Annotated in this window: 24 protein-coding genes, 4 tRNA genes and 1 pseudogene; 15 read left to right on the forward strand and 14 right to left on the reverse strand. The window is 53.8% G+C overall.

The window, feature by feature from the left end:
* Window positions 1-47: 47 nt before the first annotated feature.
* Together gcvP and gcvH are read right to left on the reverse strand one after the other, a co-directional pair.
* On the reverse strand, window positions 48-2,942 hold the full coding sequence (gcvP, locus tag A3220_RS08805) for an aminomethyl-transferring glycine dehydrogenase (protein WP_062374449.1): 2,895 nt from the start codon (window positions 2,940-2,942) through the stop codon (window positions 48-50).
* 86 nt (window positions 2,943-3,028) lie between these two features.
* Window positions 3,029-3,418: a glycine cleavage system protein GcvH gene (gene gcvH, locus A3220_RS08810; RefSeq protein WP_044630536.1), complete on the reverse strand. Its 390-nt coding sequence runs from the start codon at window positions 3,416-3,418 to the stop codon at window positions 3,029-3,031.
* A 409-nt stretch (window positions 3,419-3,827) separates the two neighbouring features.
* Here gcvH and A3220_RS08815 point away from each other — a divergent pair, with 409 nt between their 5' ends.
* Entirely contained in the window at window positions 3,828-5,231 is a 1,404-nt protein-coding gene (locus A3220_RS08815) for a sodium:alanine symporter family protein (protein ID WP_062374451.1), read from the forward strand.
* An 88-nt stretch (window positions 5,232-5,319) separates the two neighbouring features.
* Complete coding sequence (gcvT, locus tag A3220_RS08820) at window positions 5,320-6,432, forward strand: glycine cleavage system aminomethyltransferase GcvT (RefSeq protein ID WP_062374453.1); 1,113 nt, start codon at window positions 5,320-5,322, stop codon at window positions 6,430-6,432.
* A 68-nt stretch (window positions 6,433-6,500) separates the two neighbouring features.
* Here gcvT and A3220_RS08825 read toward each other — a convergent pair whose 3' ends face one another.
* From A3220_RS08825 to A3220_RS08835, 3 genes and pseudogenes are all read right to left on the reverse strand, one after another.
* Window positions 6,501-7,472 (reverse strand): LysM peptidoglycan-binding domain-containing protein, encoded by a 972-nt coding sequence (locus A3220_RS08825; protein WP_164834380.1) that lies wholly within the window; start codon window positions 7,470-7,472, stop codon window positions 6,501-6,503.
* Window positions 7,409-8,291: pseudogene (locus tag A3220_RS08830) on the reverse strand (acyltransferase). The gene A3220_RS08825 and the pseudogene A3220_RS08830 overlap by 64 nt, the downstream one beginning before the upstream one ends.
* A gap of 112 nt (window positions 8,292-8,403) precedes the next feature.
* Window positions 8,404-9,303 (reverse strand): LysR family transcriptional regulator, encoded by a 900-nt coding sequence (locus A3220_RS08835; RefSeq protein WP_062374454.1) that lies wholly within the window; start codon window positions 9,301-9,303, stop codon window positions 8,404-8,406.
* A gap of 204 nt (window positions 9,304-9,507) precedes the next feature.
* Here A3220_RS08835 and A3220_RS08840 point away from each other — a divergent pair, with 204 nt between their 5' ends.
* Window positions 9,508-10,206, forward strand: a complete 699-nt coding sequence (locus A3220_RS08840) for a CoA transferase subunit A (protein ID WP_062374456.1) — start codon at window positions 9,508-9,510, stop codon at window positions 10,204-10,206.
* Between the two features lie 49 nt (window positions 10,207-10,255).
* Window positions 10,256-10,918: a CoA transferase subunit B gene (locus A3220_RS08845; protein WP_044630542.1), complete on the forward strand. Its 663-nt coding sequence runs from the start codon at window positions 10,256-10,258 to the stop codon at window positions 10,916-10,918.
* Window positions 10,919-11,065: 147 nt separating this feature from the next.
* On the opposite strand, the gene A3220_RS08850 is transcribed toward A3220_RS08845, so the two are convergent.
* Window positions 11,066-11,329 (reverse strand): GrxA family glutaredoxin, encoded by a 264-nt coding sequence (locus A3220_RS08850; protein ID WP_044630543.1) that lies wholly within the window; start codon window positions 11,327-11,329, stop codon window positions 11,066-11,068.
* Between the two features lie 141 nt (window positions 11,330-11,470).
* On the opposite strand from A3220_RS08850, the gene hybE reads away from it, so the two are divergent.
* Together hybE and A3220_RS08860 are read left to right on the forward strand one after the other, a co-directional pair.
* Window positions 11,471-11,911 carry a [NiFe]-hydrogenase assembly chaperone HybE gene (gene hybE / locus A3220_RS08855; protein ID WP_044630544.1) on the forward strand — a complete coding sequence of 147 codons (441 nt, stop codon included), beginning with the start codon at window positions 11,471-11,473 and terminating at the stop codon, window positions 11,909-11,911.
* A gap of 82 nt (window positions 11,912-11,993) precedes the next feature.
* On the forward strand, window positions 11,994-12,767 hold the full coding sequence (locus A3220_RS08860) for a 3-hydroxybutyrate dehydrogenase (protein ID WP_044630545.1): 774 nt from the start codon (window positions 11,994-11,996) through the stop codon (window positions 12,765-12,767).
* A gap of 54 nt (window positions 12,768-12,821) precedes the next feature.
* Here the strand turns inward: A3220_RS08860 and A3220_RS08865 are convergent, their stop codons facing one another.
* From A3220_RS08865 to A3220_RS08875, 3 genes are read right to left on the reverse strand one after another with little or no spacing between them, the layout of a single operon-like run.
* Entirely contained in the window at window positions 12,822-13,361 is a 540-nt protein-coding gene (locus tag A3220_RS08865) for a response regulator transcription factor (RefSeq protein ID WP_054641584.1), read from the reverse strand.
* Window positions 13,362-13,397: 36 nt separating this feature from the next.
* Window positions 13,398-14,669: an ATP-binding protein gene (locus A3220_RS08870; RefSeq protein ID WP_058577964.1), complete on the reverse strand. Its 1,272-nt coding sequence runs from the start codon at window positions 14,667-14,669 to the stop codon at window positions 13,398-13,400.
* Window positions 14,670-14,677: 8 nt separating this feature from the next.
* Window positions 14,678-15,094 (reverse strand): hypothetical protein, encoded by a 417-nt coding sequence (locus A3220_RS08875; RefSeq protein WP_044630548.1) that lies wholly within the window; start codon window positions 15,092-15,094, stop codon window positions 14,678-14,680.
* A gap of 153 nt (window positions 15,095-15,247) precedes the next feature.
* Between A3220_RS08875 and pyrC the strand changes: the two genes are divergently transcribed.
* Complete coding sequence (pyrC, locus tag A3220_RS08880; protein ID WP_044630549.1) at window positions 15,248-16,285, forward strand: dihydroorotase; 1,038 nt, start codon at window positions 15,248-15,250, stop codon at window positions 16,283-16,285.
* A gap of 73 nt (window positions 16,286-16,358) precedes the next feature.
* Here the strand turns inward: pyrC and mtnN are convergent, their stop codons facing one another.
* Window positions 16,359-17,069: a 5'-methylthioadenosine/S-adenosylhomocysteine nucleosidase gene (gene mtnN / locus A3220_RS08885; RefSeq protein WP_054641586.1), complete on the reverse strand. Its 711-nt coding sequence runs from the start codon at window positions 17,067-17,069 to the stop codon at window positions 16,359-16,361.
* Between the two features lie 53 nt (window positions 17,070-17,122).
* Window positions 17,123-17,983, reverse strand: coding sequence for a bifunctional methylenetetrahydrofolate dehydrogenase/methenyltetrahydrofolate cyclohydrolase FolD (gene folD, locus A3220_RS08890; protein WP_054641587.1), 861 nt, complete (start codon window positions 17,981-17,983; stop codon window positions 17,123-17,125).
* Window positions 17,984-18,193: 210 nt separating this feature from the next.
* Between folD and A3220_RS08895 the strand changes: the two genes are divergently transcribed.
* From A3220_RS08895 to A3220_RS08910, 4 genes are all read left to right on the forward strand, one after another.
* A tRNA-Pro gene (locus A3220_RS08895) sits at window positions 18,194-18,270 on the forward strand.
* An 88-nt stretch (window positions 18,271-18,358) separates the two neighbouring features.
* Window positions 18,359-18,435, forward strand: a tRNA-Arg gene (locus A3220_RS08900).
* A gap of 62 nt (window positions 18,436-18,497) precedes the next feature.
* Window positions 18,498-18,572, forward strand: a tRNA-His gene (locus A3220_RS08905).
* Between the two features lie 33 nt (window positions 18,573-18,605).
* Window positions 18,606-18,680: transfer RNA gene (locus tag A3220_RS08910), tRNA-His, on the forward strand.
* Window positions 18,681-18,798: 118 nt separating this feature from the next.
* Here A3220_RS08910 and A3220_RS08915 read toward each other — a convergent pair.
* Window positions 18,799-19,704: an EAL domain-containing protein gene (locus A3220_RS08915; protein ID WP_228219303.1), complete on the reverse strand. Its 906-nt coding sequence runs from the start codon at window positions 19,702-19,704 to the stop codon at window positions 18,799-18,801.
* A 431-nt stretch (window positions 19,705-20,135) separates the two neighbouring features.
* On the opposite strand from A3220_RS08915, the gene A3220_RS08920 reads away from it, so the two are divergent.
* From A3220_RS08920 to A3220_RS08935, 4 genes are all read left to right on the forward strand, one after another.
* A complete protein-coding gene (locus A3220_RS08920; protein ID WP_044630092.1) occupies window positions 20,136-21,377 on the forward strand; it encodes an FAD-dependent oxidoreductase in 1,242 nt (413 codons plus the stop codon).
* A gap of 103 nt (window positions 21,378-21,480) precedes the next feature.
* Complete coding sequence (locus A3220_RS08925) at window positions 21,481-21,690, forward strand: putative motility protein (protein WP_054641201.1); 210 nt, start codon at window positions 21,481-21,483, stop codon at window positions 21,688-21,690.
* Window positions 21,691-21,871: 181 nt separating this feature from the next.
* Window positions 21,872-23,461, forward strand: coding sequence for a peptide chain release factor 3 (locus A3220_RS08930; RefSeq protein ID WP_044630090.1), 1,590 nt, complete (start codon window positions 21,872-21,874; stop codon window positions 23,459-23,461).
* Between the two features lie 19 nt (window positions 23,462-23,480).
* A complete protein-coding gene (locus tag A3220_RS08935) occupies window positions 23,481-24,269 on the forward strand; it encodes a TatD family hydrolase (RefSeq protein WP_062374458.1) in 789 nt (262 codons plus the stop codon).
* An 11-nt stretch (window positions 24,270-24,280) separates the two neighbouring features.
* Here the strand turns inward: A3220_RS08935 and A3220_RS18300 are convergent, their stop codons facing one another.
* Both A3220_RS18300 and A3220_RS08940 read right to left on the reverse strand, forming a co-directional pair.
* A complete protein-coding gene (locus A3220_RS18300; RefSeq protein WP_354702733.1) occupies window positions 24,281-24,457 on the reverse strand; it encodes a hypothetical protein in 177 nt (58 codons plus the stop codon).
* A gap of 64 nt (window positions 24,458-24,521) precedes the next feature.
* Window positions 24,522-25,232, reverse strand: a complete 711-nt coding sequence (locus A3220_RS08940) for a folate-binding protein (RefSeq protein WP_354702734.1) — start codon at window positions 25,230-25,232, stop codon at window positions 24,522-24,524.
* Between the last annotated feature and the right edge of the window lie 186 nt (window positions 25,233-25,418).

A 25,418-nucleotide genomic window follows, 5' to 3' on the forward strand; every position in this document is an offset into this window, starting at 1 on the left:
CCGAGTAAACGGGCCAGAGGCGTTTCCTATCGCGCTATGGGTTCTGCTTAACGGCGATACTCGTCAATGCTGGGGCAGGAGCAGATCAACTGCCGATCACCAAAGACGTTATCGACGCGATTCACTGAGGGCCAGTATTTCGACGCCATCACTGCTTCGGTGGGGAAGGCACCTAGCTGGCGGTCATAAGGCCGCTCCCATGCGCTATCCATTAGGTCGGCTTGTGTGTGTGGCGCATTCACCAGCGGGTTATTATCCAGCGGCCACTCGCCGCTCTCTACTCGTGCAATCTCTTCACGAATTGCAATCATCGCATCGCAGAAGCGGTCAATTTCGTAGAGTGATTCAGATTCCGTGGGCTCAATCATCAGCGTACCCGGTACTGGGAACGACATGGTGGGGGCATGGAAGCCGTAATCCATCAAACGTTTGGCGATATCTTCTTCACTAATACCAGACGCGCTCTTCAGCGGACGAATATCAATGATGCACTCATGGGCGACATTGCCGTTCTGGCCGCGATAGAGAATCGGATAGGACGCTTCTAAACGCTTGGCAATATAGTTGGCGTTAAGAATGGCCAGCTCGGTGGCTTCACGCAGGCCACGGGCACCCATCATCTTAATGTACGCCCACGAGATCGGCAGAATGGAAGCGCTGCCAAAGGCTGCCGCCGACACCGCGCCGCTCTCTGGGTTAACGCCGTTGATGGGCGTCACCACATGGTTAGGCACAAACGGGGCAAGGTGCGCTTTAACGCCGATCGGGCCCATACCTGGACCACCGCCTCCGTGGGGGATGCAGAATGTTTTGTGCAAGTTCAGGTGAGACACGTCGCCGCCGAAGTCACCAGGGCGAGTGAGGCCAACCTGAGCATTCATGTTAGCGCCATCGACGTAAACTTGGCCGCCATGCTGGTGCACCACTTCGCATACTTTGCGAACGTGCGACTCAAAGACGCCGTGGGTGGACGGGTAGGTAATCATCACCGCTGAAAGCCGCTCGCTGTGCTGCTCAGCTTTGCGGGTCAAATCCTCTAAATCTATGTTGCCGTTGGCATCGCACTCCACCACCACCACTTCCATGCTCAGCATGGCGGCAGAGGCCGGGTTAGTGCCGTGGGCGGAGCTTGGAATCAAGCACACATCACGGTGAGCTTCACCTTGCGCTGCCTGATAGCGGCGAATCGCCAGCAAGCCCGCGTATTCACCCTGCGCGCCTGAGTTAGGCTGCATCGAGATATGGTCATAGCCGGTGACTTCAACTAAGAACGCTGCCAGCTCATCAATCATCTGATGGTAGCCCGCCACCTGATCACGGGGCGCAAATGGGTGCAGGTTGGAAAACGCAGGCCATGAGACAGGAATCATCTCGCTAGTCGCGTTGAGCTTCATGGTGCAGGAACCTAGCGGGATCATGGCATGGGCCAGCGACAGGTCTTTGTTCTCAAGACGCTTCAGGTAGCGCAGCATTTCGGTTTCGCTGCGGTAGCGATTGAAGGTCGGATGGTCCAGAAAATCGCTTTCCCGCTGGTAGGCGGCCGGAATACCGCTCAGCTTATCGGTCACTACCTGGTCGTCCAACACTGCCACGGCCAGACCATGCTCATCGCCCAGCAGGACGTCGAATAGGGCGGCGACATCGTGAGCGGTGGTCGTTTCATCCAGGCTGATACCCACATCGCCATTGGCGAAGTAGTGCAGGTTGATGTCGTGGGTCATGGCGCGGCCGTGAATCTTGCCCGCGTCTACCTGGGTAAGGCGTAGCGTATCGAACCAGGTGTTATTCGCTAGTTGAACGCCGGCTTGCTGTAGGCCAGTAGCCAACACAGTAGTCAGGCGGTGAACGCGACCAGCAATTTTGCGTAGGCCTTCTGCGCCATGATATGTGGCGTAGAAACCGGCGATATTGGCTAGTAGCGCTTGTGCGGTACAGATATTCGACGTTGCTTTCTCACGGCGAATGTGCTGCTCGCGGGTTTGCATGGCCATGCGCAGCGCGGTTTTGCCACGGCTGTCTTTAGAGACGCCGATAATCCGCCCTGGGATCGAGCGCTTGAGTTTGTCGGAGGTGGCGAAGAACGCCGCATGTGGACCGCCAAAGCCCATGGGCACACCAAAGCGCTGCGAGTTACCTACGACAATATCCGCACCCATCGCGCCCGGCTCTTTCAGCAGCACCAGGCTAAGCAGGTCGGTGGCCACGCAGGTCATAATGCCGCGCTCTTGAGCCGCCTTTAGCATCGGGGCTAAGTCGCTGACGCTGCCGCTGGCAGAGGGGTACTGAACCAGAGCGCCAAACACATCGTGTTCGGCAAGGCTTTCGGCGGGGCCGGTGATCAGCTCAAAGCCAAAGAACTCGGCACGGGTTTTGACGACATCTAACGTTTGCGGAAAGAGGTCGTCAGCCACGAAGAACGCGTTCGACTTGCTCTTTTTATTGCCGCGCTTACACAGTGCCATGGCTTCTGCGGCGGCGGTGGCTTCATCCAGCAGGGAGGCGTTAGCAAGCTCCATGCCGGTTAAATCCATAATCACCTGCTGGAAGTTTAGCAATCCCTCCAGACGGCCCTGGGAAATTTCGGGCTGGTAAGGCGTGTAAGCGGTATACCAACCGGGATTTTCCAGCACGTTGCGCTGAATCACTGCGGGCATGTGGGTGTTGTAGTAACCCTGGCCAATATAGCTTTTGCTGACGCGGTTCTGGCGCGCTAACTGGCTCAAATATTCAAGGGCTTCCGCTTCACTGCGGGGGTCGTCAAGGGCAAGTTCGCGACCTAGGCGAATATCGCTAGGCACGGTTTGCTCAATCAGGTCTTCCATGCGCTGCATATTGAGCGCTTTTAACATGGTGGCGACATCATCGGGGCTGGGCCCGTTATGGCGTTTGATAAAAGCATCGTGGTCGGCCAGTTCGGCCAAACGGCGTGATTCAAAAGGCATGGGGGAGATTCCGGACGTAATGAGAAAACCGTGCAGAGGCGATAATAAAGCGCCTGCCGCAGGGGCAGGCGCTTTGGCTACATGACTTAGGCGTCGGCGCTCAGCGTCGCTTGATACGCATCGGCGTCTAAGAGACCTTCAAAGGCTTGGTCGGTAACACGCACTTTCATAATCCAGCCGCCTTCATAGGGGGCGTCGTTCACCGTTTCGGGAGCGTCTTCGAGGGCTTCGTTCACTTCAATTACTTCGCCATTGACCGGCGAGTAAAGGTCAGAGGCCGCTTTCACGGATTCAATGACGCCAAACTCTTTCCCTTTGCTTAGGGATTGGCCAACTTCGGGCAGTTCAACAAATACCACATCGCCTAGCGCTTCTTGCGCGTGGTCGGTGATGCCGATGGTGACGGTGCCATCTTGATGATCAAGCACCCATTCATGGCTGGCAGCGTAACGAAGATTGGCAGGAAGATTGCTCATAGTGATTCCCCTATAAAATCAGTGGACAGAACGAAAGCATACTAGCGCTTGTCGTTCGCCTTGGCGACTGTGGCCAGCTCTCAGTGAGCGTAAGTGGGTATATGGTACCGTGTTTCTTATCGGAAACAAATTTCTTCATTGCCTCCAAAAGGCTAAAAATGGATGCTCTTTTTCTGTTGTTTCAGTGCGCCAGCCAGTTTCAAAAAGAGCAGCTTTCTCTATCAGCAGGCGACATTGGCATGGAAGCGCACTAAGAAAATGGTGTAAAACATACCCATCATCCGTTTTTCCAGCGTTAATTAAGCGCTATGGTGGGAATGCTTGGTGATTCCATCTGCTATCGGATGGAGCGGGTGAACAACCTAACCTTCATAACAAATGCATTAATCAATTGGGTAAGGAGAGTCGTGTGGAAACGTTAACAAGCCTATTAGAGGCCATTAACGGAGTGGTGTGGGGCCCGTTAATGCTGATCCTGCTATTGGGGGTGGGTATCTACCTGCAGATTGGCTTGAAACTGATGCCGATACGTAAACTCGGCATGGGTTTCAAGCTAATGTGGCAAGGCCGCGATGCCAAGCCATCCGATAAAACCTCTGCAAAACCCAGCGATGAGGGGGAAATTTCTCCCTTTAACGCGTTGATGACAGCACTGTCTGCTACGATTGGTACCGGTAATATTGCCGGTGTGGCAACGGCCATCGCATTAGGTGGCCCAGGTGCTGTGTTCTGGATGTGGATTACCGCACTGGTGGGTATGGCGACCAAGTTTGCCGAGGCAGTGCTGGCAGTACGCTACCGGGAAACCGATAGCACCGGCTATCACGTGGGTGGGCCGATGTTCTACATCAAAAATGGCCTGGGCCGTAAGTGGCTGTGGCTGGGCGGTCTGTTCTCGTTCTTTGGCGCGGTGGCGGCCTTCGGGATTGGAAATACCGTACAGTCTAACTCCGTGGCTGACGCCATGGATGCCACCTTTGGTGTTCCTCACTGGTTAACCGGCGTTATCATCATGGTACTCGCCGGTGCAGTGATATTGGGTGGCATCAAGCGCATTGCCAAGGTGGCTGGTAAGCTGGTACCGGTGATGGGCATTGCTTATGTGTTTGCGGGCTTGCTGGTGCTGATCGTTAATGCGGGCCAAATCGGTGACGCCTTTGGGCTGATCTTCTACTACGCCTTCAACCCCATGGCAGCAGCCGGTGGCTTTGCCGGTGCTGCGGTAATGGCCGCCATCCGCTTTGGCGTGGCGCGGGGTATTTTCTCCAATGAGGCAGGTCTAGGCAGTGCACCGATTGCTCACGCTGCTGCGCAAACGAAAAACCCGATTCGTCAGGGCTTGATTGCCATGCTGGGTACGTTCATTGATACCATCATCGTGTGCACCATCACGGCGCTGGTGATCTTGACCTCTACCGTGTGGATGGAAGGCGAAGCGGGCGCTTCGCTCACCGCGCTCTCCTTTGATGCGGCGCTGCCTGGTTTTGGTAATCAGATCGTGGCCATTGCGCTAGCAATCTTTGCTTTTACCACCATTCTTGGCTGGTCGTTTTACGGTGAGAAATGCTGCCAGTTCCTGTTCGGTACGCGCTCTATTATGCTGTACCGAGTGCTGTTCGTACTGGCTATTCCGCTGGGTGCAGTTGCGCAATTGGGCTTTATCTGGCTGATGGCAGACACCTTCAACGCGATGATGGCGATTCCTAACCTCATTGCCCTGGCGCTGCTGTCTCCGGTTGTCTTTAAGCTCACTCGGGATTATTTCGCTGGTAAGGACGTGCTGCCGGGTGAAGCCCTGGATCATGATAAATAAGGCCTGCCTGTAAGCAGGTAATGCAATGTAATAGAGCCGGGAAGCCTAGTAAGGCTTCCCGTTTCTCTTTTTTGACAGAGGAAATGCCATGACTGATCTGAAACACACGCCACTTCATGCGCTTCACACGCAGCTAGGGGCCAAGATGGTGCCTTTTGCCGGGTACGATATGCCGGTGCAATACCCGCTGGGTGTTAAAAAAGAGCATGAGCATACCCGCGAGCGGTGTGGCTTGTTCGATGTATCGCATATGGGACAGATTCTGGTCTCCGGAGAAAAGGTCGCTGAAGCGCTGGAAAGTCTTATCCCAGCGGACTTGGTAGGCTTGCAAAAAGGCCAGCAGCGTTATGGCCTTTTTACCAGCACCGATGGCGGTATTATTGATGATTTGATGGTGGTGAATGCTGGCGATCACTTCTATCTGGTGGTGAACGCGGCATGCAAAGACCAAGATATTGCCCATTTGCGTGCTAATCTTGGTAACACTCATCAAATCGATGTGCTTGATCGCGGTCTGCTGGCGCTTCAAGGGCCACAGGCCCGCGATGTGATGCAGCGGCTCTGCCCGCCAGCCTGTGAGCTAACGTTTATGCAACATGGTCGTTACACGCTGGCAGGATGTGACGTGTGGATCAGCCGCAGTGGTTATACCGGCGAAGATGGCTTTGAAATCTCTGTCGCGGCTGACGAGTGTCAGGCGCTTGCCGAAGCGCTGCTGGCCGAGCCTGAAGTAGAAGCGATTGGCTTGGGCGCGCGTGATTCACTGCGCTTAGAAGCGGGCTTGTGCCTATATGGTCACGATATGGATATGCAAACCACGCCTGTCGAGGCCGGCTTGATCTGGGCCATTGGCAAGCCGCGTCGCCATGGCGGCGAGCGAGCAGCGGGTTTCCCCGGAGCCGATGTGATTTTGCACCAAGTGGATACCAAAGATCATACCCGCAAGCGGGTTGGGCTGGTAGCAGAAGGGCGCGCGCCGGTGCGAGAAGGCAGTCTGCTGGTAGATGAAGCGGGCAATGAAATTGGCGTAGTGACTTCCGGAGGTTTTGGGCCAAGCGTCGGTAAACCTATTGCCATGGGGTACCTCGCCCGTGAGTGGGAAGCGCCCGGTACTACCGTCTACGCGTTAGTACGCGGCAAGCAGCTACCCATGAGCGTTTCCGCGATGCCATTTGTGGCCCCTGGTTACTATCGCGGTTAATTAGCGAGCGCAGTTAATTCAAAAAAGATGCAAAAGCCCCTCGCGGGGCTTTTGCATGCGGAATATGCTTACCTTAGCACCTGTCGTGGGTCGATGGGTTTTCCCCCCTGACGTAAGTCAAACAGCAGATCATAACGCTGTGTCGCGTTACTTTGTCCTACATCACACAGCTCATCACCTGTACTCACCTGGTCCCCTACGCGGACGAGAATCCGCTCGCAGAGCGCGTAAACGGTTTGCAAGTTATCGGCATGGTGCACAATCACGACATCGCCGAGCTGTCGCATGCTATCTGCAAAGCGTACTTCACCAGGAGCAACGGCCCTAGCACGAGCGCCTGCCTGAGTTGCCAACAACATGGGCTGTAGTGTGCCGCGGCTGTCGGCACCAAACTGACGAACCACACGATAATCCTCTAAAGGCCACGGCCATCGGCGTGCCGAAGCTGGCAAACTAGCGCTTGGCGCAGGGGCAGGCGTTGGTGCATTACGGTTATTGGCGCTACTAGCGGCTGAACTACTGCTTGATGATGCCGTTCGAGCGGTACTGCTAAGCGGTACGCTAATGATTTGCCCGACACGCAATGCCGTGGGGGAAGTGCCTTGGTTAGCACTCTGGATTCGTCCCGTTGTGGTGTTAAAGTGCCTGGCAATACCTGAGAAGGTATCACCGGGCCGGATTTGATAGCGATAAGGGCCGCCAGAAGGCGCTCGCTCCTGCTGGGTTGGGATCAATAGGCGCTGACCAACGGCTAAACGGCGAGAGTCAACCCCCGGGTTGAAGCGCTCTAGCCGTTCAAGTGGTACGTTAGCCCGTGCCGCGAGCTGCCCTAGCGTATCCCCACGTCTAACCTCTACCCAGTTGCCGCCAATAGCGCTGGCGCTGCTAGCGGCGGGCACCCGCTGGCTAGAGGAGGGGGCAGAGCTGGCGCAGCCAGTTAGCACGCTGGCCAATACAAAAATGGTGAGCCAGTGGCTTAGTCGTGGTCGCTGAGGCGATCTAGCAAGGTATCTTTTTCCTGCCAGAGTGAGTTGATCCATGCGTGGAAGCGTTCCTTATGCTGCGGTTCGTCATGGTAGTTGGCAGTTTGCATCCATTCAGGAATGGCTAGCTGCCGGGCTTCAAGCGTAATGGGGGCTTCTTTACCACATAAAAAACCCATAAACGTGGGTGATGGGTTGGTATAGCTAATAGTGACGTCAAGAATACCATCCAACTGATCCCCCAGCAGGCTAAGTACTTGGGCAATTCCTCCTGCTTTAGGGCGAAGCAGATGCTGGAATGGACTTTGCTGCGTCTCGCGTTTGGCGACGGTAAAGCGGGTTCCCTCGACAAAATTAAAAATAGCGATAGGGGCATGGCGAGCTTGGTGGCACATGCGCTCAGTGGATTCCCGGTCAACTGTGGCTAGCTTGGGGTTATTGGCGATCTGCTCACGGCTAAAGCGACGCATAAAGGGAAACTCAAGCGCCCAGAAGGCGAGACCAACAATCGGGATCCAGATAAGTTGGTGTTTGAGAAAAAAAGCGCGGCATAGGAATGCGTCGGTGCAGTGCCATAAGCAGAATAAAGATATCGGTCCAACTGCGATGGTTGGAGATTACCAGCCACCACTGCTCAGGGCTTAATGTATCTGGCACGTTGATCGAGACATTAGGTTTTAACCAGTGCCGCATCCACCACAAATTGACGCCAATCCAGTTTAGTGCGACGGCACATAGCCCTTTAAGCAGCCACTCTTTTTGCCGCCGCCCAGGGACGATGACTTTGAGCAGCGTCAGAATAATCAGGGGGACACCCCAAACCAGCGTGTTCAACGTCAGCAGCAAGATGCTAACGCCCCCTTTAATAATTGGCATACCACAATCCTCACAGCTATTCGTCTGCGTGCTAAAGGCCTTTTAATCACGCGCTTAGCGATAAATGCTAATAGATCAGCGCCACGCTGCCCAGCATAACCGTATCAAAGCGTTATACGTCAATGGGTAGGGAGGGTGCTTTAACACTCGCAAGCAACACGCTACGCAGCGCATGCGCCGCCACGGAAAGTTCTTCCTGGGTCAGGATCCCCACGCGGCAAGCGATGCTTGGCTCGACAAGTGGTACGCAGCGCGCACCCAGCTCATGCATTTGCTGAATGCACATGGAGGGCACAGCGCTGACCCCTAGGCCTTCCGCGACCATTCGTCCGACGCTAGAGAGCTGGTGGCTTTCAAAGGCGACAGGGAGGTCTATATGGCGCTTTTCAAGCTCTTGCTCCAGTAAACGCCGTACCATGGAGGGGCGTTGTAGCGTGATAAAGTCATTCTCAAGCAGCTGCGTCCAGGGCAGTGTGTCGCGGTGAGCCAGGGGCGAGGTGGGAGGAACCACGGCGACAAACTGATCTTCAAACAAAGGTGTAAAACTTAAGCTTCCCTGGCCCTCCGGCGAGAAGGCAATGCCAATCTCTACCTGTCGGGAGCGCACCATATCCGTGACTTCTTCATTGATCACATCGTGCACCGTAACGTTGATTTTGGGGTACTGTTGCCGAAACTTAACCAGTGCACTGGGTAATAGATTGCAGGCAAAAGACGGCATGGCCGCAACGCTGAGTCGCCCTAGCTGTAACGTAAACCGCTGGCGCAGGCGTTCCTCTGTGTTATCCCACTGCGCCAGCAGATGTTTGGCAAGCGGGAGCAGCGACTCCCCCTCTGGGGTTAGTCGCACGCTGCGGGTGCTACGGATAAGCAGTTTGCCGCCTAGCGAATCTTCTAACCCTTTGATGGCAAGGCTTAGGGCGGGCTGTGAAAGGTGCAGGCGCTCACATGCCTGGGTAAAGCTTAGGGTCTGTGCCACGGCTAAAAATGCACGAAGCTGCTTGACGGTCATGGTGTCTCTTTATAAGTTATTAAAATAAATTGATAAGAAAAACAAACTTAACAAATATATCATCTAGGACAACACTGGCAATACTGTTCTGATCGTCATACTCACTATGTATGGCGCGACATTCCAACAAACGCTTCTTGCACACTATTCTCGACAAACGTTCTCAACACCGATACGTACTCAACAACAATGTGAGGCATAACAATGGCAGGATTCGACAAGCGTGTAGCTTCTTACGAAGAAGCAATGGAAGGCATTGAAAGCGGCATGACCGTCCTCGCAGGTGGCTTTGGTCTGTGTGGTATTCCAGAAAATCTGATCGCAGAAATCAAACGTCGTGGTGTGAAAGACCTTACTGTTGTCTCTAACAACTGTGGCGTCGATGGTTTTGGCTTAGGCCTTCTGCTCGAAGATCGGCAAATAAGCAAAATCTTCGCCTCCTACGTAGGCGAAAACGCGCTGTTTGAGCAGCAAATGCTGAATAATGAAATTGAGGTGGTACTGACCCCTCAAGGAACGCTGGCAGAAAAAATGCGTGCTGGCGGAGCGGGCATCCCCGCCTTCTACACGGCTACTGGTTATGGCACCCCGATTGCAGAAGGCAAAGAAGAGCGTGTGTTCGATGGCCGCCACTATATTTTAGAAGAAGCCATTAAAGGCGATTTTGCGATTGTGAAAGGCTGGAAAGCCGACCGCTATGGCAACGTGATGTATCGCCATACTGCACAGAACTTTAACCCCATGGCCGCCACGGCAGGCAAGATCACCGTTGTAGAAGTTGAGGAGATTGTTGAACCAGGCGAACTGGAGCCAAGCCAGATTCATACGCCGGGTATCTACGTGGATCGTATTATTCAAAGCACATTCGAGAAGCGTATTGAGAAGCGCACGGTGCGCAGCTAAGCGCAACAACGCCAACAATCAACTAACCGCTAAGACAAGAGGTGGCACCATGGCTTTAACTCGCGAACAGATGGCACAGCGCGTTGCCCGTGAACTGCAGGATGGTTTTTACGTCAATTTAGGCATTGGTATTCCTACCCTGGTAGCTAACTATATCCCAGATGGTATAGATGTCATGCTCCAGTCTGAAAACGGCTTGCTGGGCATGGGGCGCTTTCCCACTGAGGAAGAAGTGGACCCCGATATGATTAACGCGGGCAAGCAGACTGTTACCGCGCGTCCTGGCGCTGCCATTTTCTCATCCGCTGAGTCGTTCGCTATGATTCGTGGCGGACATGTGGACTTAACCGTACTGGGGGCGTTCGAGGTTGATCAGGAGGGCAACATCGCTTCTTGGATGGTCCCCGGTAAGCTCATCAAAGGTATGGGTGGGGCGATGGACCTTGTGGCTGGCGCAGAAAATATTATTTGCACCATGACCCATGCATCCAAACACGGTGAATCCAAATTGCTGGAAAAATGTAACTTGCCGCTCACAGGCGCCGGGTGCATCAATCGAGTGCTAACGGATCTGGCTTACCTGGAAATTAAAGACGGTGCCTTCATCCTTAAAGAGCGCGCGCCCGGCGTTAGCGTTGAGGAAATTGTCGAGAAAACTGCAGGCAAGCTGATCGTTCCTGACCACGTTCCAGAAATGACCTTCGACGAGTAACACTGAAAGCGAGCATGGTGAAATGGCGTGGGCCTTGGCTCACGCCATGCTTAGCTGTTTTTGGGTGAGTGCCAAGCCTCCCAAGTAATCCGGTAACAGTCAAAGCCTGAGTTAAGCGTCACCAGCGTTAAATATTCAGCAGTGGTGCTAAGAGGCCATTAATTGCTTATCACGGACAAACTGGTCGAATTCGGTAAAGCCGCCAATGTGCTGCTGGTCGACAAAGATTTGCGGTACGGTATGAATGGGTTTGCCCGCAGTTTTGGCGATATCTTCCTTGGTAACGCCTTCTGAGGGCATGTCTACATAGCGGTAGCCATCAATTTTGCCGTTGCTCTCGAGGTGTTCGGCAAGATGCTTGGCACGTACACAGAATGGGCACGACATGCGCCCAAAAATGACCACAAACATGGCAACAACTCCTTTACGATACAGAATGCTTGGATTAGGAATCAGCGCCCATTGTGGCGTAGGGCACAGGTTTTCGCCAATAGCACCACACTACGTGCCCTATAAAGCCGCACAATGAGCAATGGAACAGTAGGAGAAGCCATGCAAACCCTGGCTCCGCATGAATATGGTTATTTAGCTGAGCTTGCTAAGTGCTACCGCGATGAGCACTTAGCAGGACTTAAGCAGCAGGCGCACTTCAATCCGCGATTAGGCGTTGATGCGCTCTGTTTTCAGCATATTGAGTCGCGCATTAGCGGCGCCAGCGTGATGGCTGGCGCTTTAATTACGCCTTGTGAGCTATGGCTTGTCGCGCTGCCAGAGCAGTCTGCTTTACAAGCGCCGCTTGAGTCACAGTGTGCGTTAACGCTTCCTTCAGGCCGTTACTCACTGCAACTAGAGCGTTTGCCCGCGGGTATCGAGCTTTATAAGCGAAAAATCTTAGAAGATTTAAGCGATCTTGAAACGCTTCAAGAGACAGCACGATTAGCACAGCGCATGATGGAACAGCTAATGACCCCGAACGCTGTACCGCAAGGGTAGAGTAGGCAGAAGCTACCGGCGACTCCTATACTCATGAGCGTTTATACATTCATTACCGTGCAGTTAATAAAAGGACGTCTGAATGTCATCCCAAAAAGCTTCAACCCCTCGGGTTGCCGTGGTGACTGGTACCAGCAGTGGTATCGGTGAAGCCGTTGTTAAACACTTTTGCGAGCAGGGCCACCAAGTCCTGGCCGTCGATTTTAATCCTGCTGGAAAAGAGATTGCAGAAGCGGCAGGCGCGGCGTTTTACCAAGCGGATCTCACCGACGCAGATGCATGCCGTGGTGCAATTGCTGAGGCAGTGAAACGCTTTGGTGGCGTGGATATTTTGGTGAATAATGCCGGAATTCAGCATGTCGCTTCTATCGAGACTTTTCCCGAAGAGAAGTGGCGGCAAATTATCGACCTGATGCTGACCGCGCCATTCCTTCTCACCCAGGCCGCTTGGCCTTATATGCGTGAAAAGGGCTGGGGGCGAGTGGTAAATATTGCCTCAATCCATGCGCAGGTGGCATCGCCGGGTAAGGCGGCGTATATTAGCGCCAAACACGGCATGATTGGGTTAACCAAAACCGCTGCGCTGGAAGGCGGCGAACAGGGCATTACCGCCAATGCGATTTGCCCTGCGTATGTTAAAACCCCGTTAGTAGATAACCAGATTGCCGATCAGGCCAAGCTGCATGGTATGGATGAGCAAGAGGTGATCGAGAAAATCATGCTCAAAAACGCCGCGATTAAGCGCTTAATCGACCCCTCCGAAGTTGCTCAGTTGGTCGCTTACCTGACGTCAGATGCGGCGGGCGCAGTCACTGGCGCTAGCTGGAATATTGATCTCGGCTGGACAGCACACTAACCCAACCCCCCCCCGCCTGTTACGATAGCCAGTGGAGCTTGATAACGGGCGGGCTCAGCGGCGAACCGGGCGTTTTTGCAACTTGCGCTGTAGTGTGCGGCGGTGCATGCCTAGCGCCCGGGCCGTGGCGGAAATATTGCCATCATGCTCTTGCAGCACTTTTTGGATATGCTCCCAGGTAATCCGGTTGATGGAAGGGGGATTATCCGCCAGCTCGATATTGGGGTCAGCGTCAGGGTGTTCAAAGGCCGCCATCACATCGTCGGCATCTGCCGGTTTACACAGGTAGTTGATCGCGCCAAGTTTGATAGCTTCTACCGCCGTAGCAATGCTGGAGTAGCCCGTGAGCACAACGATGCGACAGCTTGGTACTGCGGAGAGCAGTTCAGGCAGCAGCTTAAGGCCAGAGCTATGCTCCAGCTTTAAATCAAGCGTGGCCATGGTAGGCATAAACTGTGCCGCGATATTCAGCGCTTGGTCGGCGTCGTGAGCGACCATCACTTCAAAGCCGCGGCGGGTCAGTGCGCGGCTTAGTACGTGGCAAAACATTTCATCGTCATCGACAATCAGCAGACGTTGCTCTTGGTTCTGCATAGTACCCTCATTTGTCTAAATAGCTGCCGTCTCACCCTAGGTTGGTGCTGAGCAACGCGGCAGGGTGACCTCGGTCAGCGTTCCACCTTCTGGATGGTTATAAAGGCTAACGCCGCCGCCGAAGCGGTTAATCGTGGCGTGGGTGAGAAATAGGCCAATACCCATGCCTTTGCTTTTAGTGGAGACAAAGGTATCGCCTAGCTGATCCGCAATTGACATCGCCACGCCTGGGCCGTGATCACGAATATCAATCACCACCTCCTCGTCTTGCCAATCCAGGCGAATAGCAATGTGCTCGGGGTTGGCATCGGCGGCGTTATTCAACAAGTTAGTCAGTGCTTGGTCTAAGGTGGCATCAACTGCCAGCCAGGGCCTGCCGCGGCGTTCAGCGACTTCAAAACGATGGCTAACATCGGGCCGAATGACGAGCCAGCGCTGTACCACGCCTGCCAGCCATACTTCCGCATCGAGTATTTCAGGTTCGGCCATACGCCGACGGTCAGCATTGCTGACCAAGTGCTGCAGGCGCGATTTACAGATATCCACCTGCTGGCGCAGCAGCGCAATGTCTTGCCCTAGTGAGCTCTCTTGCTCCGCGTCCGCCTGCATCTCTTTCAATAGCACGGCCATCGTAGAAAGCGGCGTTCCCAGTTCATGAGCAGTACCCGCTGCTTGGGTGGCCACGGCGAGCACTTGCTCGTTGCGTAGCGCAGCCTCCCGGGTGCGGGAAAGCGCTTTATCCCGGCTGCGCAGGGCGTGGGCCATTTTATAAATAAAGAAGGTGACTAGGCCGGCAGAAAGTCCGAAGTTCAGCCACATTCCTAGGATATGTAGACTTAACGGGCCATCGCTACTGATATGTCCTAGCTGCGGTATCGGGTGGTAGTAAAACATCAGGAAGCTGTAGCCCGCCATGGCGCAGGCGGCGATGATCCACGCGTGGCGCCAAGGTAGGGTGGCTGCGGCAATAGTCACCGGCACCAAGTAGTAAGTGATAAACGGGTTGGTGGAGCCCCCTGAAAAGTAAAACAGCAGCGTGAGCCCTGCGATGTCGGCGAGTAAATGCGATAAATACTCGCCATGGCTAACGGCTCTAGGCCTACCCAGCCGCCACCACGTGGCAATGTTCAACATGCCCATGGCAATGACTACGCTGACCACGGCTGTGACGGGCAATTTAAACGCTAGTAGTTCGATGCCTACAATAATGGCCATCAAAAACCCCGTCCAGGTGATCCCCCGAACGATGGTGAGCCGTACCAGATTGCGGTTAGGCGTAGAGAGCGGCAAGGGCAGAGCAGTAGGCATGAGGCGGCTTATTTACTTGATGTTTTGACGCTATGGATAACGAACTTAATAAATAGGGTCATGACAAACGTCATCCAACCCGCAGAGGCTAACAGGTTAAACAGCAGCATCTTCGGAGGGAGCCAGGCCGAGCCGAGCAACGCTTCCAACATAATGTGGAAAAACATCGCCAGTAGCAGCGGGAGCGCCAGCGTGTGAATCCACATGTCAGTGCGGCGCTTACGAATGTGGTAACGGCGCAGTAAATAGCGCATAGGTCGATGTGCCCAGCTAAACAGGACCAGCGTTGCCACCACAAATAGCATCGCCAGAGTAGGTTCGGTGCTTTGACGGTGCATTGATATAGAAATCGACCATGCGAGCCCCAGCCACGCCAATCCCTCGATGCTGGCGATAAAATCCGCATAGCGTCGTACGTTCTGCATAAACAACTGAATCCTTGATCTTACAGCGTGCCGCCATGATACGACACTTGCGCTTATCTGTGGGGGTGACGCGCAGATTTATCCTATCGCCGTATTGAGTATACTGTGGCAGCTCTCTGAACTCCCTTACCCAAGATCAGAATAGGATTTGCCGTGGACGCTATTACCATTACCCGCCCCGATGATTGGCACCTGCATTTACGTGATGACGAGGCGTTAAACGCCGTGGTGGGGCATACTGCTGCGCAAATGGGGCGCGCTATTATTATGCCTAACCTGAAACCGCCGGTGACGACGACAGAGCAGGCAATAGCATATCGCGAGCGAATCCTGGCAGCGCTACCAGAGGGCAGTGCGTTTGAGCCTTTGATGGTGCTTTATCTGACGGATACGACGCCACCTGAAGAAATTGAGCGCGCGGTAAAAAGCGGTATTGTTAAAGCCGTGAAGCTCTATCCAGCAGGGGCGACGACCAATTCTGCGTCAGGTGTGACGGATATTGCTCACTGTGACGCCACGATTGCTATGATGGCCAAGCTAGGCATGCCGTTATTGGTGCATGGAGAAGTCACTGATCACGAGATCGATATTTTCGATCGGGAAGCGATGTTTATTGAGCGGGTGATGAAACCACTGCTGGCGCGTCACCCTAGTTTGAAAGTGGTATTCGAGCACATTACCACTCAGCAGGCCGCTGAGTTTGTGGCCAGCGCCTCCGATAACGTAGCGGCGACTATCACCGCTCACCATTTGCTGTTCAATCGCAACAAAATGTTAGCGGGCGGCATTCGTCCTCACTACTACTGCTTGCCTATTCTCAAGCGTGAACAGCATCGCCAAGCCCTGCTGAAAGCGGCGACCAGCGGTAGCCCGAAATTCTTTTTAGGCACGGATAGCGCACCCCACGCGAAAGGCGATAAGGAGTCGAGCTGCGGCTGTGCTGGTGCCTATACCGCTCCCGCTGCCATCGAGCTATACGCGACGGCGTTCGAAGAGATGCAGGCGCTGGATAAGCTAGAAGCGTTTGCTAGCCTGAACGGCCCACGCTTCTACGGCTTGGCGCCGAATACGGATACGGTAACCCTTGAGCGCCGTCAATGGGTATTGCCCGAGAGTTACCCCTACGCATCGGGACAAACCATTGTGCCGCTGCTGGCAGGTGAAACACTGCAATGGGCGATGAAAAAGTAATGCGCTGTATAAGTCTCAACGAAAACGGAGCCATTAAGGCTCCGTTTTCGTTAGCGCAGTTAGGCGATGACACTTACTTAGTTTCGCCCAGGGCGATGAGCATCTGATCCACCATCCGTGATGAGTGGTCGGCGGCAATATCGAGGAACTGCTCGAAAGAGAGGTGGTTGTCGCCACTGCCAGGGATGTCAGAGAGGGCGCGAATGACGACAAACGGGCAGCCATAGAGGTAGCAAGTTTGGGCAATCGCAGCGCCCTCCATTTCCACTGCGAGCATGGTGGGAAATTGGGCGCGTGTGGTGGCTACCCGCTCGGGGTCGGCCATAAAAGCATCGCCAGTGGCAATCATCCCTTCGCGTACGTTTACCTCGCCAAGTGCTGCAATCGCGCCGCGAGCGATGTCGCGCAAGCGGCTATCTGCATGATAGGCAGCCGGCATGCCTGGTACTTGGCCTAGCTCATAGCCAAATACCACTGCATCGACATCGTGGTGGCGAACTTCATCGGAAATGATAACGTCGCCAATGGCTAAGTCGGTGGCAAACCCGCCAGCTGAGCCAGTATTGATGATCGCATCCGGCTGATGGCGCTCTAATAAAATCGCCGTGCCAACCGCCGCGTTCACTTTTCCAATACCCGATTGCAGAATGATTACTTCCAAGCCGTGGCGCGTACCGGTATGAAATACAAATCCGGCGTGCTCGTAGCGCTCGGCGTTATCAAGCTGCCCCGCTAAAATATTCACTTCCTGCGCCATTGCGCCAATAATTCCAATCCGTTGCACTGTCGCATTCTCCGTCGTAATTCGTGAGGTTTAATTGTTGAAACGCTCAGTGCTTAATGCTGCTGATCGTGTCGTTCGGCGGCTTCAAGAGTGTTTTCCAGCAACGTGGCAACGGTCATGGGACCAACGCCACCCGGTACGGGAGTGATATAGCTGGCGCGCTCTGCAGCTGCAGCAAAGTCGACGTCACCGACGAGGGTGCCGTCATTTTGACGGTTAATGCCGACATCAATCACCACGGCGCCTGGTTTGATCCATTCGCCCTTCACAATGCCGGGCTTACCGACGGCAACAACGACTAAATCTGCACGGCTGACATGGCCGGCTAAATCCTGGGTGAAACGGTGGCATATCGTAGTGGTGCAGCCTGCCAGCATTAGCTCAAGTGCCATCGGGCGTCCAACGATGTTAGAAGCTCCCACAATGGTGGCGTCCATGCCGCGTACCGCGATACCGCTTTGCGCCAGCATGGTCATAATGCCTTTTGGCGTACAGGGGCGTAGTGAAGGTAAGCGCTGGGCCAGGCGGCCAAGGTTATAAGGGTGAAAACCATCGACATCTTTGTCAGGGCGGATGCGTTCCAGAATTGGCCGAGCGTCGAGGTGGGCGGGCAGGGGGAGCTGAACCAGAATGCCATCCACAGTTGCGTCGTTATTCAACTCATCGACCAATGCCTCTAACGCTTCCTGGGTGGTGTCCGCTGGCAGGGCATGTTGAAAAGAGAGAATGCCAGCCTGCTCACATGCGCGATGTTTATTGCTTACGTACACATGAGAGGCTGGATCTTCGCCGACCACAACAACGGCTAGTCCGGGTGCACGAGCGCCAGCTTGCTGACGTGCGGTAATTTTCTCGGCAACGCGTTGACGGACATTAGCGGCGATGGCTTTACCATCGATGAGTTGGGCGGTCATGTAATGAGATCCCTATGAAGGTTGAAAAGCAAAGCAAACTGACAAGCGCTGGTGGTAGAACGCGCTTTTAAGGGGGCAATTTTCGCATGGTAGCGCGGCAAGGCAAAGCGCCTATCGAATCAATCACTTTAAGTGTTGACTTTAAAATTAGAAATAGTAATATATGCCTCGCTTGAGACGGGACACGCAGCAACGTCTAAGGTAAGAAATCGGGATGTAGCGCAGTCTGGTAGCGCGCCTGCTTTGGGAGCAGGATGTCGGGGGTTCGAATCCCTCCATCCCGACCACGTACCTAGCACGGAAGGTGTTAATCTGCTTCTCCAAACTTTGGTTGTGGTCAAGTGCTCATCAGTATTCACTCTGGATACACTATGTGCGCCCATAGCTCAACCGGATAGAGCAACGGCCTTCTAAGCCGTAGGTTGCGGGTTCGAGTCCTGCTGGGCGTGCCAATCAAATACTTTTCAGTGTTTGTTCTCCAGTTGGGTATTCTCAAGTTTGCTTTTTGTCAGTGGTGGATGTAGCTCAGTGGTAGAGCCCCGGATTGTGGCTCCGGTGGTCGTGGGTTCGATCCCCATCATCCACCCCATTGACAAGGCAGCATTAAAAGTTTCAGGTTCTGGTGGATGTAGCTCAGTGGTAGAGCCCCGGATTGTGGCTCCGGTGGTCGTGGGTTCGATCCCCATCATCCACCCCATTAACCTGTAATTTACTCTCTTATATCTCCTCTTCTTTTACAAAGCTCTCCAGCGTCTCTGCTAGTTAAATAAGCATTTCTTTTTGGCTTTTTTAGCCATTGTCTGTTTTATACCCCTCTATCGCGGCATCACTTTAATCTGGTTACCTGCTGTAGCGGTAATAGGCTCCGGTTTGCCCAGCAAATACCCCTGTGCATAGTCAATTCCTAATGAGCGCAGCTTGTCCAGCGTTGCTTGATTCTCTACGTATTCGGCAACTGTATCGATATTGAGCGCTTTGCCAACGGCGTGAATCGCCTCTACCATGGCGCTATCAATCGGATCGTGGTGGATATTGCGGATAAAATTGCCATCAATCTTCAAATAGTCGACTGATAGCTGTTTTAAGTAGCTGAAAGAGGAGAGTCCGGTGCCAAAGTCGTCCAGCGCGAATCGGCAGCCGAGTGCTTTCAGCGCTTGAATCAGTTCGCCCACCTTTGAAAGCTGCGCAATGGCTGCACTTTCAGTAATTTCAAAACATAAGGTGCCTTCAGGTAACCCGGCGCGACGTACCTGCTGTACCAACTCCTGACAAAAATCGCTGTCTGATAGCGAATCCCCAGATAAATTAATACCCCAGTGGCCTATGGTATGGTTCTCCGCGCAGCGATAACGGTCCCCCAACCACGCTAATGTGTTGCGAACCACCCAGCGATCAATTCTCACCATAAAGTGATAGCGTTCGGCGGCGGGTAGAAAACTGCCGGGTGTAATGAGTATGCCGTTCTCCTCCAAACGCAGTAAAATTTCCCGATAGCCCGGCCCGTTGCCGCATACGGCGCTAATCGGTTGCGCGTAAAGTCGAAAGGCGTCGTTATCTAGGGCATTTTGTAGCCGCTGAACCCACTGCAGTTCGCCGTGACGTTCTAGCAGCAGGTGGTCGTTAGGTTGATAGCAGTGAATGCGGTTGCGACCAGCCTCTTTGGCGGTGTAGCACGCACGTGATATTGCCGCTGGCGTCGCAGGTAATAACGCCGTCGCCAATGGAAGCCAGCGTGGTACGGGCTGACGAAAACCAGCGCAGCTGCCCACAGTACCCAAAGCATATCGATGAGTGTTGTATCAAAGCTGTCGGTCATTGGCGTGATCCTTGTGCTGATCTGGTGCAAGGTGAACACTGACATGGTGCATTGTTAGGAAAGATGTCTTCTATTAATGCCGCGCTGTGGCTTCTGTCGCGGAAGGTTTCTGGGGTGTTAAACGCAGTGTTAACTGAGATTAAGCAAATGTTATGCCGTGCTTAGCAAAGTCATCCTTAATTAAGCTTTTTGCGTCATGAAAGACTAAAAAAATGTCTAAAAATAGTGTTTATAACTGTGCAAAAGCTGTTTGATTGGTGATATTTTTCAATATGTTACTTGTGTGATTAACAGCATATGGCTGGGCAAACAATAGAGCGAGAGGAGTGCATCATAATGGCGCGTCAAACGGTGGTTTTAGGAGCAGGCATGGTGGGTGTCAGTATTGCTTGGCAGCTGCAAAAGCGTGGCTATCAAGTAACGCTGGTGGATCGCCGCCAGCCTGGACGCGAAACCTCGTTTGGAAACGCGGGCATTATCCAGCGTGAAGCAGTTAGGCCTTATCCGTTTCCCCGTGATATGAAAACGATATTGAGTGTGCTTCCAAACCGTCGGGTCGATATCCGTTACCGGCCTGCCGGTATGGTCAATGCGGCCTCGCCACTGCTGAGTTACTGGCACCACTCTTCGTCACGGCTCTACAAAAAAATCGTGCCTGAGTACGCCTCGTTAATTCAGCTCTGTTTGGACGCCCACGCGCCGATGATTGAGGCCGCTGGTGCTGAGCATCTAGTGCGTAAGGAAGGGTGGCTTGAAATCTATCGCACGCCGGAAAAGCTCGCTAAGCGAGTTAAAGAGGCTGAAGAAGCCCGCGAGCTTTACGGCGTACAGTTCACCGTTCTTGATCGCGAAGCGCTGAGTGAGAAGGAGCCGCAACTAGGCAATAAAATCATCGGCGCTATTCACTGGCTAGACCCCTGGACAGTCGCTGACCCGGGTGGCTTAGTGGCTGCCTATGCGGCGTCGTTTGAAGCGATGGGCGGACAACTGGTACAAGCGGACATCACTGGTATCACTCAGCAAAATGATCGCTGGAAAGTGACGACCAGTGCGGAGTCGTTTGAGGCTGAACAAGTTGTCATGGCCCTTGGCCCCTGGGCTGGCCAATGGATGAAACCGCTGGGTTACCACTTCCCCACGTTTGTGAAACGTGGCTACCACATGCACTACGCGACACAGCCAACGGCCAAATTAAACTACTGGTTGATGGACGCCGAGATCGGTTATTTGCTGGCACCGATGAATGCTGGTGTGCGGCTGACGACGGGGGCAGAGCTAGACCGCCTTGAATCTCCCGCGGATGAAGAGCAGCTGGGCGCTGCCGAAAAAGTGGCGCGGACAATTTTCCCACTAGGTGAGCGAAAAGATAGCGCGGCGTGGAAAGGCGCACGGCCTTGCTTGCCAGATATGAAGCCCGTTATTGGCCCAGCGCCACGCCATCCTGGCCTGTGGCTAGCGTTTGGACATGGCCACCAAGGGTTCACCCTCGGTCCGGCGACAGGCCAGCTGCTGGCGGACATGATGGAAAACAAACCAACCGCCATTGATATGGCACCGTTTCGGGCAGACCGGTTTTAAATATGACGCCGCAGCCTGTTACATAATGAAAAAGTACAAACATGGCCTAGGAAGGCTGGGTTTGCTAGGCTGAATGAGTCACTCAATAGATTGAGGTGCAATAATGGATGTCGCCGCAAGTAATGCAGTTAGCACGGCACTGTATATGAACCAGGCGCAAACTGCTGAGCAGGCACAAATGCAACTGTTCAAGCAAGCACTGGATATGCAGTCCGAACAAATTACCGAGGTGCTCGCCTCTGCAGATACCGGGGCACAGCCTAGCTTGGCTCAAGAAGGTAGTGTAGGCACCCAGGTAAACACCTACGCTTAACCCTTCTGTTGCTAGAGACCCCAAACGCCGACCCTGTCGGCGTTTTTTATATCTATCGGCACGGCGCCCCGCATGTGATGGTATGCCGTTGAAGGCGAGTTGCGTTACCATAGGCACACACAACGCCGAAGGTTTGGCGCTACGTTTTAAGTCATCACGTTGTACCATCTTAGAGAACTCCATGTCTGACGCCCAATTAGCGCGCGAAGCTGAGCTACGCCGTACCTTTGCGATTATTTCGCACCCTGACGCCGGTAAAACCACAATCACAGAAAAGATGCTGCTGTTTGGAAATGCCATCCAGTTGGCGGGGTCTGTGAAAAGCAAACGTAATGATCGTCATGCTACGTCTGACTGGATGAAGATGGAGCAAGAGCGGGGCATCTCGGTGACCACGTCGGTGATGCAGTTCCCCTATGGTGGGCGTATCGTCAACCTACTGGATACGCCGGGGCACGAAGACTTCTCTGAAGACACCTACCGCACGCTGACGGCGGTTGATTCCGCGCTGATGGTCATCGACGGTGCGAAAGGCGTCGAGGATCGCACCATCAAACTGATGGAAGTGTGTCGTCTGCGCACTACGCCTATCCTCACGTTTATCAACAAAATGGACCGCGATATCCGCGATCCTATTGAAGTGATGGACGAAGTAGAAACGGTATTGAACATCCAATGTGCGCCCATGACATGGCCCATTGGCATGGGGCGTCACTTTAAAGGGGTTTACCATCTCTATAACGATGTTATTCATCTCTATACCCAGGGTCAGGGCAGTCGCATTCCTGATGACAAGCGTATTGAGGGGCTAGATAACCCAGAAGTTGACGCCGTGCTAGGTGAAGAGCAGGCGGAAGAGCTGCGTATGGAAGTAGACTTAGTACGGGGTGCTTCCCATGAGTTTGACTTGGAAGCCTATCGTCGTGGTGAGCTAACGCCGGTCTATTTTGGTACCGCTATGGGTAACTTCGGTGTGCGTGAAATGCTAGACGGCTTTGTCGAGCACGCGCCGGCTCCGCAGCCACGTGAAACTGATACGCGTGAAGTGACCGCCCACGATGATCGCTTCACTGGATTCGTATTTAAAATTCAGGCCAATATGGACCCGAATCACCGGGACCGTATCGCCTTCCTACGGGTGTGTTCCGGCAAGTACGAAAAGAACATGAAAATGCGCCATGTGCGCATTGGTAAAGACGTCAAAATCGCTGACGCCCTGACCTTTATGGCCTCAGACCGCTCTCAAGTGGAAGAGGCATGGCCGGGCGATATTATTGGCCTGCATAACCACGGCACTATTCAAATTGGTGATACGTTCACCGTGGGTGAAGATATGCGCTTTACCGGCATTCCTCACTTTGCGCCTGAACTTTTCAAGCGCGTGCGCCTGAAAGATCCGCTCAAGATGAAAGCGCTACAGAAAGGCCTGCAGCAGCTGTCGGAAGAGGGTGCCACCCAGGTCTTTATGCCGATGGATAACAACGACCTGATTCTAGGGGCGGTTGGTACGCTGCAGTTTGATGTTGTCGCTCACCGCTTGAAGGAAGAGTATAAGGTCGACTGTATTTATGAAGGCGTCAACGTGCAAACCGCCCGCTGGGTGTATTGCAACGATGCCAAAATGCTTGAAGAGTTTAAGCGCAAGGCCAGTACTAATCTCGCCATTGATGGCGGCGGTTACCTGACCTACATCGCGCCTACGCGGGTTAACCTGCAAATGACCCAGGAGCGCTGGCCGGATATTCGCTTCCAGTCTACCCGCGAGCATTAAACCCCTTAAAGAGGGCAATATGCTGATAGACGCCCACTGCCATTTGGATGTAGCGGGGTTCGATACGGATCGTGATGCCGTGATCGCCGCCGCCCAGGCAGTGGGCGTTTGCCGTTTTATTGTACCTGCCACGGTGCGTGCGCGTTGGCAAAACGTATTGGCGCTGGGTGAGCGTGACGATGTCAGCATCTGCCTAGGGCTTCACCCGTACTTCATTGAGCAGCACCAGCCAGATGATTTGAAAGCGCTCGAAACCCTCATACTTCAGCAGCTTGCTGGCGCTTGCCCAGCCCGGCCAGTCGCCATTGGCGAATGCGGTATTGATGGTCGCTTTACGGATAGCCTGGACGAGCAATGGCACTACTTCGATGAGCAGTTAAACATCGCTAAACGCTGCAAGCTGCCTGTGGTGGTGCACTGCGTTAAGGCAAATGATACGGTCAGCAAGCGGCTTCGTCAGCAAGCGCTGCCAGGCGCCGGGCTCGTTCACGCCTTTTCCGGTTCTTACGAGCAGGCCGTCAAGTTTTTGGACCTTGGTTATGTGCTGGGGCTGGGCGGCGCGGTGACCTATGAGCGCGCTCAAAAGTTACGCCGTGTGGTGGCAAAACTACCCGATGATGGGTTTGTGCTGGAAACCGACAGCCCCGATATGCCATTAAGCGGTTATCAGGGCCAGCGGAATGAGCCTTCTCGGGTAATGCTGGTGGCTCAGGAGGTGGCGAGGTTACGTCGGCAATCTTTTGATACCGTAGCAGCGCTGAGCAGTGACAACGCCGCACGAGCATTTAAGTTAACTAACGATGAGTGAAAATCCTGACCTCAAGCAAGTTGAGCCGCGATCTGCTCCGGGTCCAAGCGCTCAATGGGGTAGGGCATCTCATACAGCGTGATAGGCTGCTGTTGCCAATAAACTGCTAAATTCTCTTCCATGACCTTGGTGTTCATCACCGCTAGCAATTCTACCTGCTGCTCGCCGCTAAATGCGCTGCTGACCACTTCTCCTAACGTCTTCCCGTTGTCATCAAGCAGTGACTCGCCAATCTCAGGAAGGGTGGTCGCATTAACACTGGCGTGAACTAAGCGTTTTTTTCACCTGGCCACGAAAGTGAGCGCGGGCGACGACTTCTTGGCCTGTATAGCACCCTTTTTTAAAGCTAATGCCGCCTAATGCTTCCCAGTTCAGCATTTGGGGGAGAAAGTGATCCTGCTGTTTAGCGGTAAGCCAAGCAAGACCGCTGCGAATATCTGCAAGCTGCCACTCGTTGTGTAATGTATCATCACTGTTGACGAGGTCGCTGGCATCCTCTTCAAACATCAACAGCCAACGGGGTTTGCCGGGCATCCGCAACGCCGTTCCCTTTGAACTGGTAGTGTGGGTATAAGGTTGGTCGGGCAGCGTGATGTCTAGTTGATTGGCAAGCGTATCTGCAGGCTCGCTGGCGCCTGCAAACGTAACGCTGCCTACCACTGAAAGCTCTGCTTTATAGAAAGCGGCAAATTTTTTCAGATGGGTGAGCAGTCCGTCCGCAAGAGAGGCATCTAGTACCAAGCGGAAATGGTCGCTGCCGAGCCTCAATAACTGCCCATTGGCCAACATGCGCCCTTTAGGGGTACAGAAGCAGGTGAGCGGTGCGAAAGTGCCATTCGCCAATCCCACCTGTGCGCTAGTTTGGCCCTGTAAGAATTTCTCCGCATCGGCCCCTTTAATATCGAGCGCGGCATACTGGGTCAAACGTACGGCGCTGGGGGGCTGCGTGTTCGCGGTGGCCATAGTCACTCCTGGGCGTAGTTAGTGGGATGTGTCAGTAAAGCGTGCTTGTAAAAGTGTGGGCAGAATAGGCAGATTGCAAGGCCTTGGGAGCATGCTAGACTCTTTGTCCTGTATCAGGTTTGCATAGGTAATTTCCTGTATACAGTCCCATTGTATGTGAGTTGACAATTATTCAGCAAAGGACGC

Origin of the sequence: Halomonas sp. KX33721 (assembly GCF_001596805.1) — a bacterium.
Taxonomy (GTDB): Bacteria; Pseudomonadota; Gammaproteobacteria; order Pseudomonadales; family Halomonadaceae; genus Vreelandella; species Vreelandella aquamarina.

Bases quoted from the DNA above. Each gene is read 5' to 3' on its own strand.
- gcvP (WP_062374449.1), bottom strand. From the start codon at position 2,942: ATGCCTTTTGAATCACGCCGTTTGGCCGAACTGGCCGACCACGATGCT.
- gcvH (WP_044630536.1), bottom strand. From the start codon at position 3,418: ATGAGCAATCTTCCTGCCAATCTTCGTTACGCTGCCAGCCATGAATGG.
- gcvT (WP_062374453.1), top strand. From the start codon at position 5,320: ATGACTGATCTGAAACACACGCCACTTCATGCGCTTCACACGCAGCTA.
- A3220_RS08825 (WP_164834380.1), bottom strand. From the start codon at position 7,472: ATGGATCAACTCACTCTGGCAGGAAAAAGATACCTTGCTAGATCGCCT.
- A3220_RS08835 (WP_062374454.1), bottom strand. From the start codon at position 9,303: ATGACCGTCAAGCAGCTTCGTGCATTTTTAGCCGTGGCACAGACCCTA.
- A3220_RS08840 (WP_062374456.1), top strand. From the start codon at position 9,508: ATGGCAGGATTCGACAAGCGTGTAGCTTCTTACGAAGAAGCAATGGAA.
- A3220_RS08845 (WP_044630542.1), top strand. From the start codon at position 10,256: ATGGCTTTAACTCGCGAACAGATGGCACAGCGCGTTGCCCGTGAACTG.
- A3220_RS08850 (WP_044630543.1), bottom strand. From the start codon at position 11,329: ATGTTTGTGGTCATTTTTGGGCGCATGTCGTGCCCATTCTGTGTACGT.
- hybE (WP_044630544.1), top strand. From the start codon at position 11,471: ATGCAAACCCTGGCTCCGCATGAATATGGTTATTTAGCTGAGCTTGCT.
- A3220_RS08860 (WP_044630545.1), top strand. From the start codon at position 11,994: ATGTCATCCCAAAAAGCTTCAACCCCTCGGGTTGCCGTGGTGACTGGT.
- A3220_RS08865 (WP_054641584.1), bottom strand. From the start codon at position 13,361: ATGCAGAACCAAGAGCAACGTCTGCTGATTGTCGATGACGATGAAATG.
- A3220_RS08870 (WP_058577964.1), bottom strand. From the start codon at position 14,669: ATGCCTACTGCTCTGCCCTTGCCGCTCTCTACGCCTAACCGCAATCTG.
- A3220_RS08875 (WP_044630548.1), bottom strand. From the start codon at position 15,094: ATGCAGAACGTACGACGCTATGCGGATTTTATCGCCAGCATCGAGGGA.
- folD (WP_054641587.1), bottom strand. From the start codon at position 17,983: ATGACCGCCCAACTCATCGATGGTAAAGCCATCGCCGCTAATGTCCGT.
- A3220_RS08920 (WP_044630092.1), top strand. From the start codon at position 20,136: ATGGCGCGTCAAACGGTGGTTTTAGGAGCAGGCATGGTGGGTGTCAGT.
- A3220_RS08925 (WP_054641201.1), top strand. From the start codon at position 21,481: ATGGATGTCGCCGCAAGTAATGCAGTTAGCACGGCACTGTATATGAAC.
- A3220_RS08930 (WP_044630090.1), top strand. From the start codon at position 21,872: ATGTCTGACGCCCAATTAGCGCGCGAAGCTGAGCTACGCCGTACCTTT.
- A3220_RS08935 (WP_062374458.1), top strand. From the start codon at position 23,481: ATGCTGATAGACGCCCACTGCCATTTGGATGTAGCGGGGTTCGATACG.
- A3220_RS08940 (WP_354702734.1), bottom strand. From the start codon at position 25,232: ATGGCCACCGCGAACACGCAGCCCCCCAGCGCCGTACGTTTGACCCAG.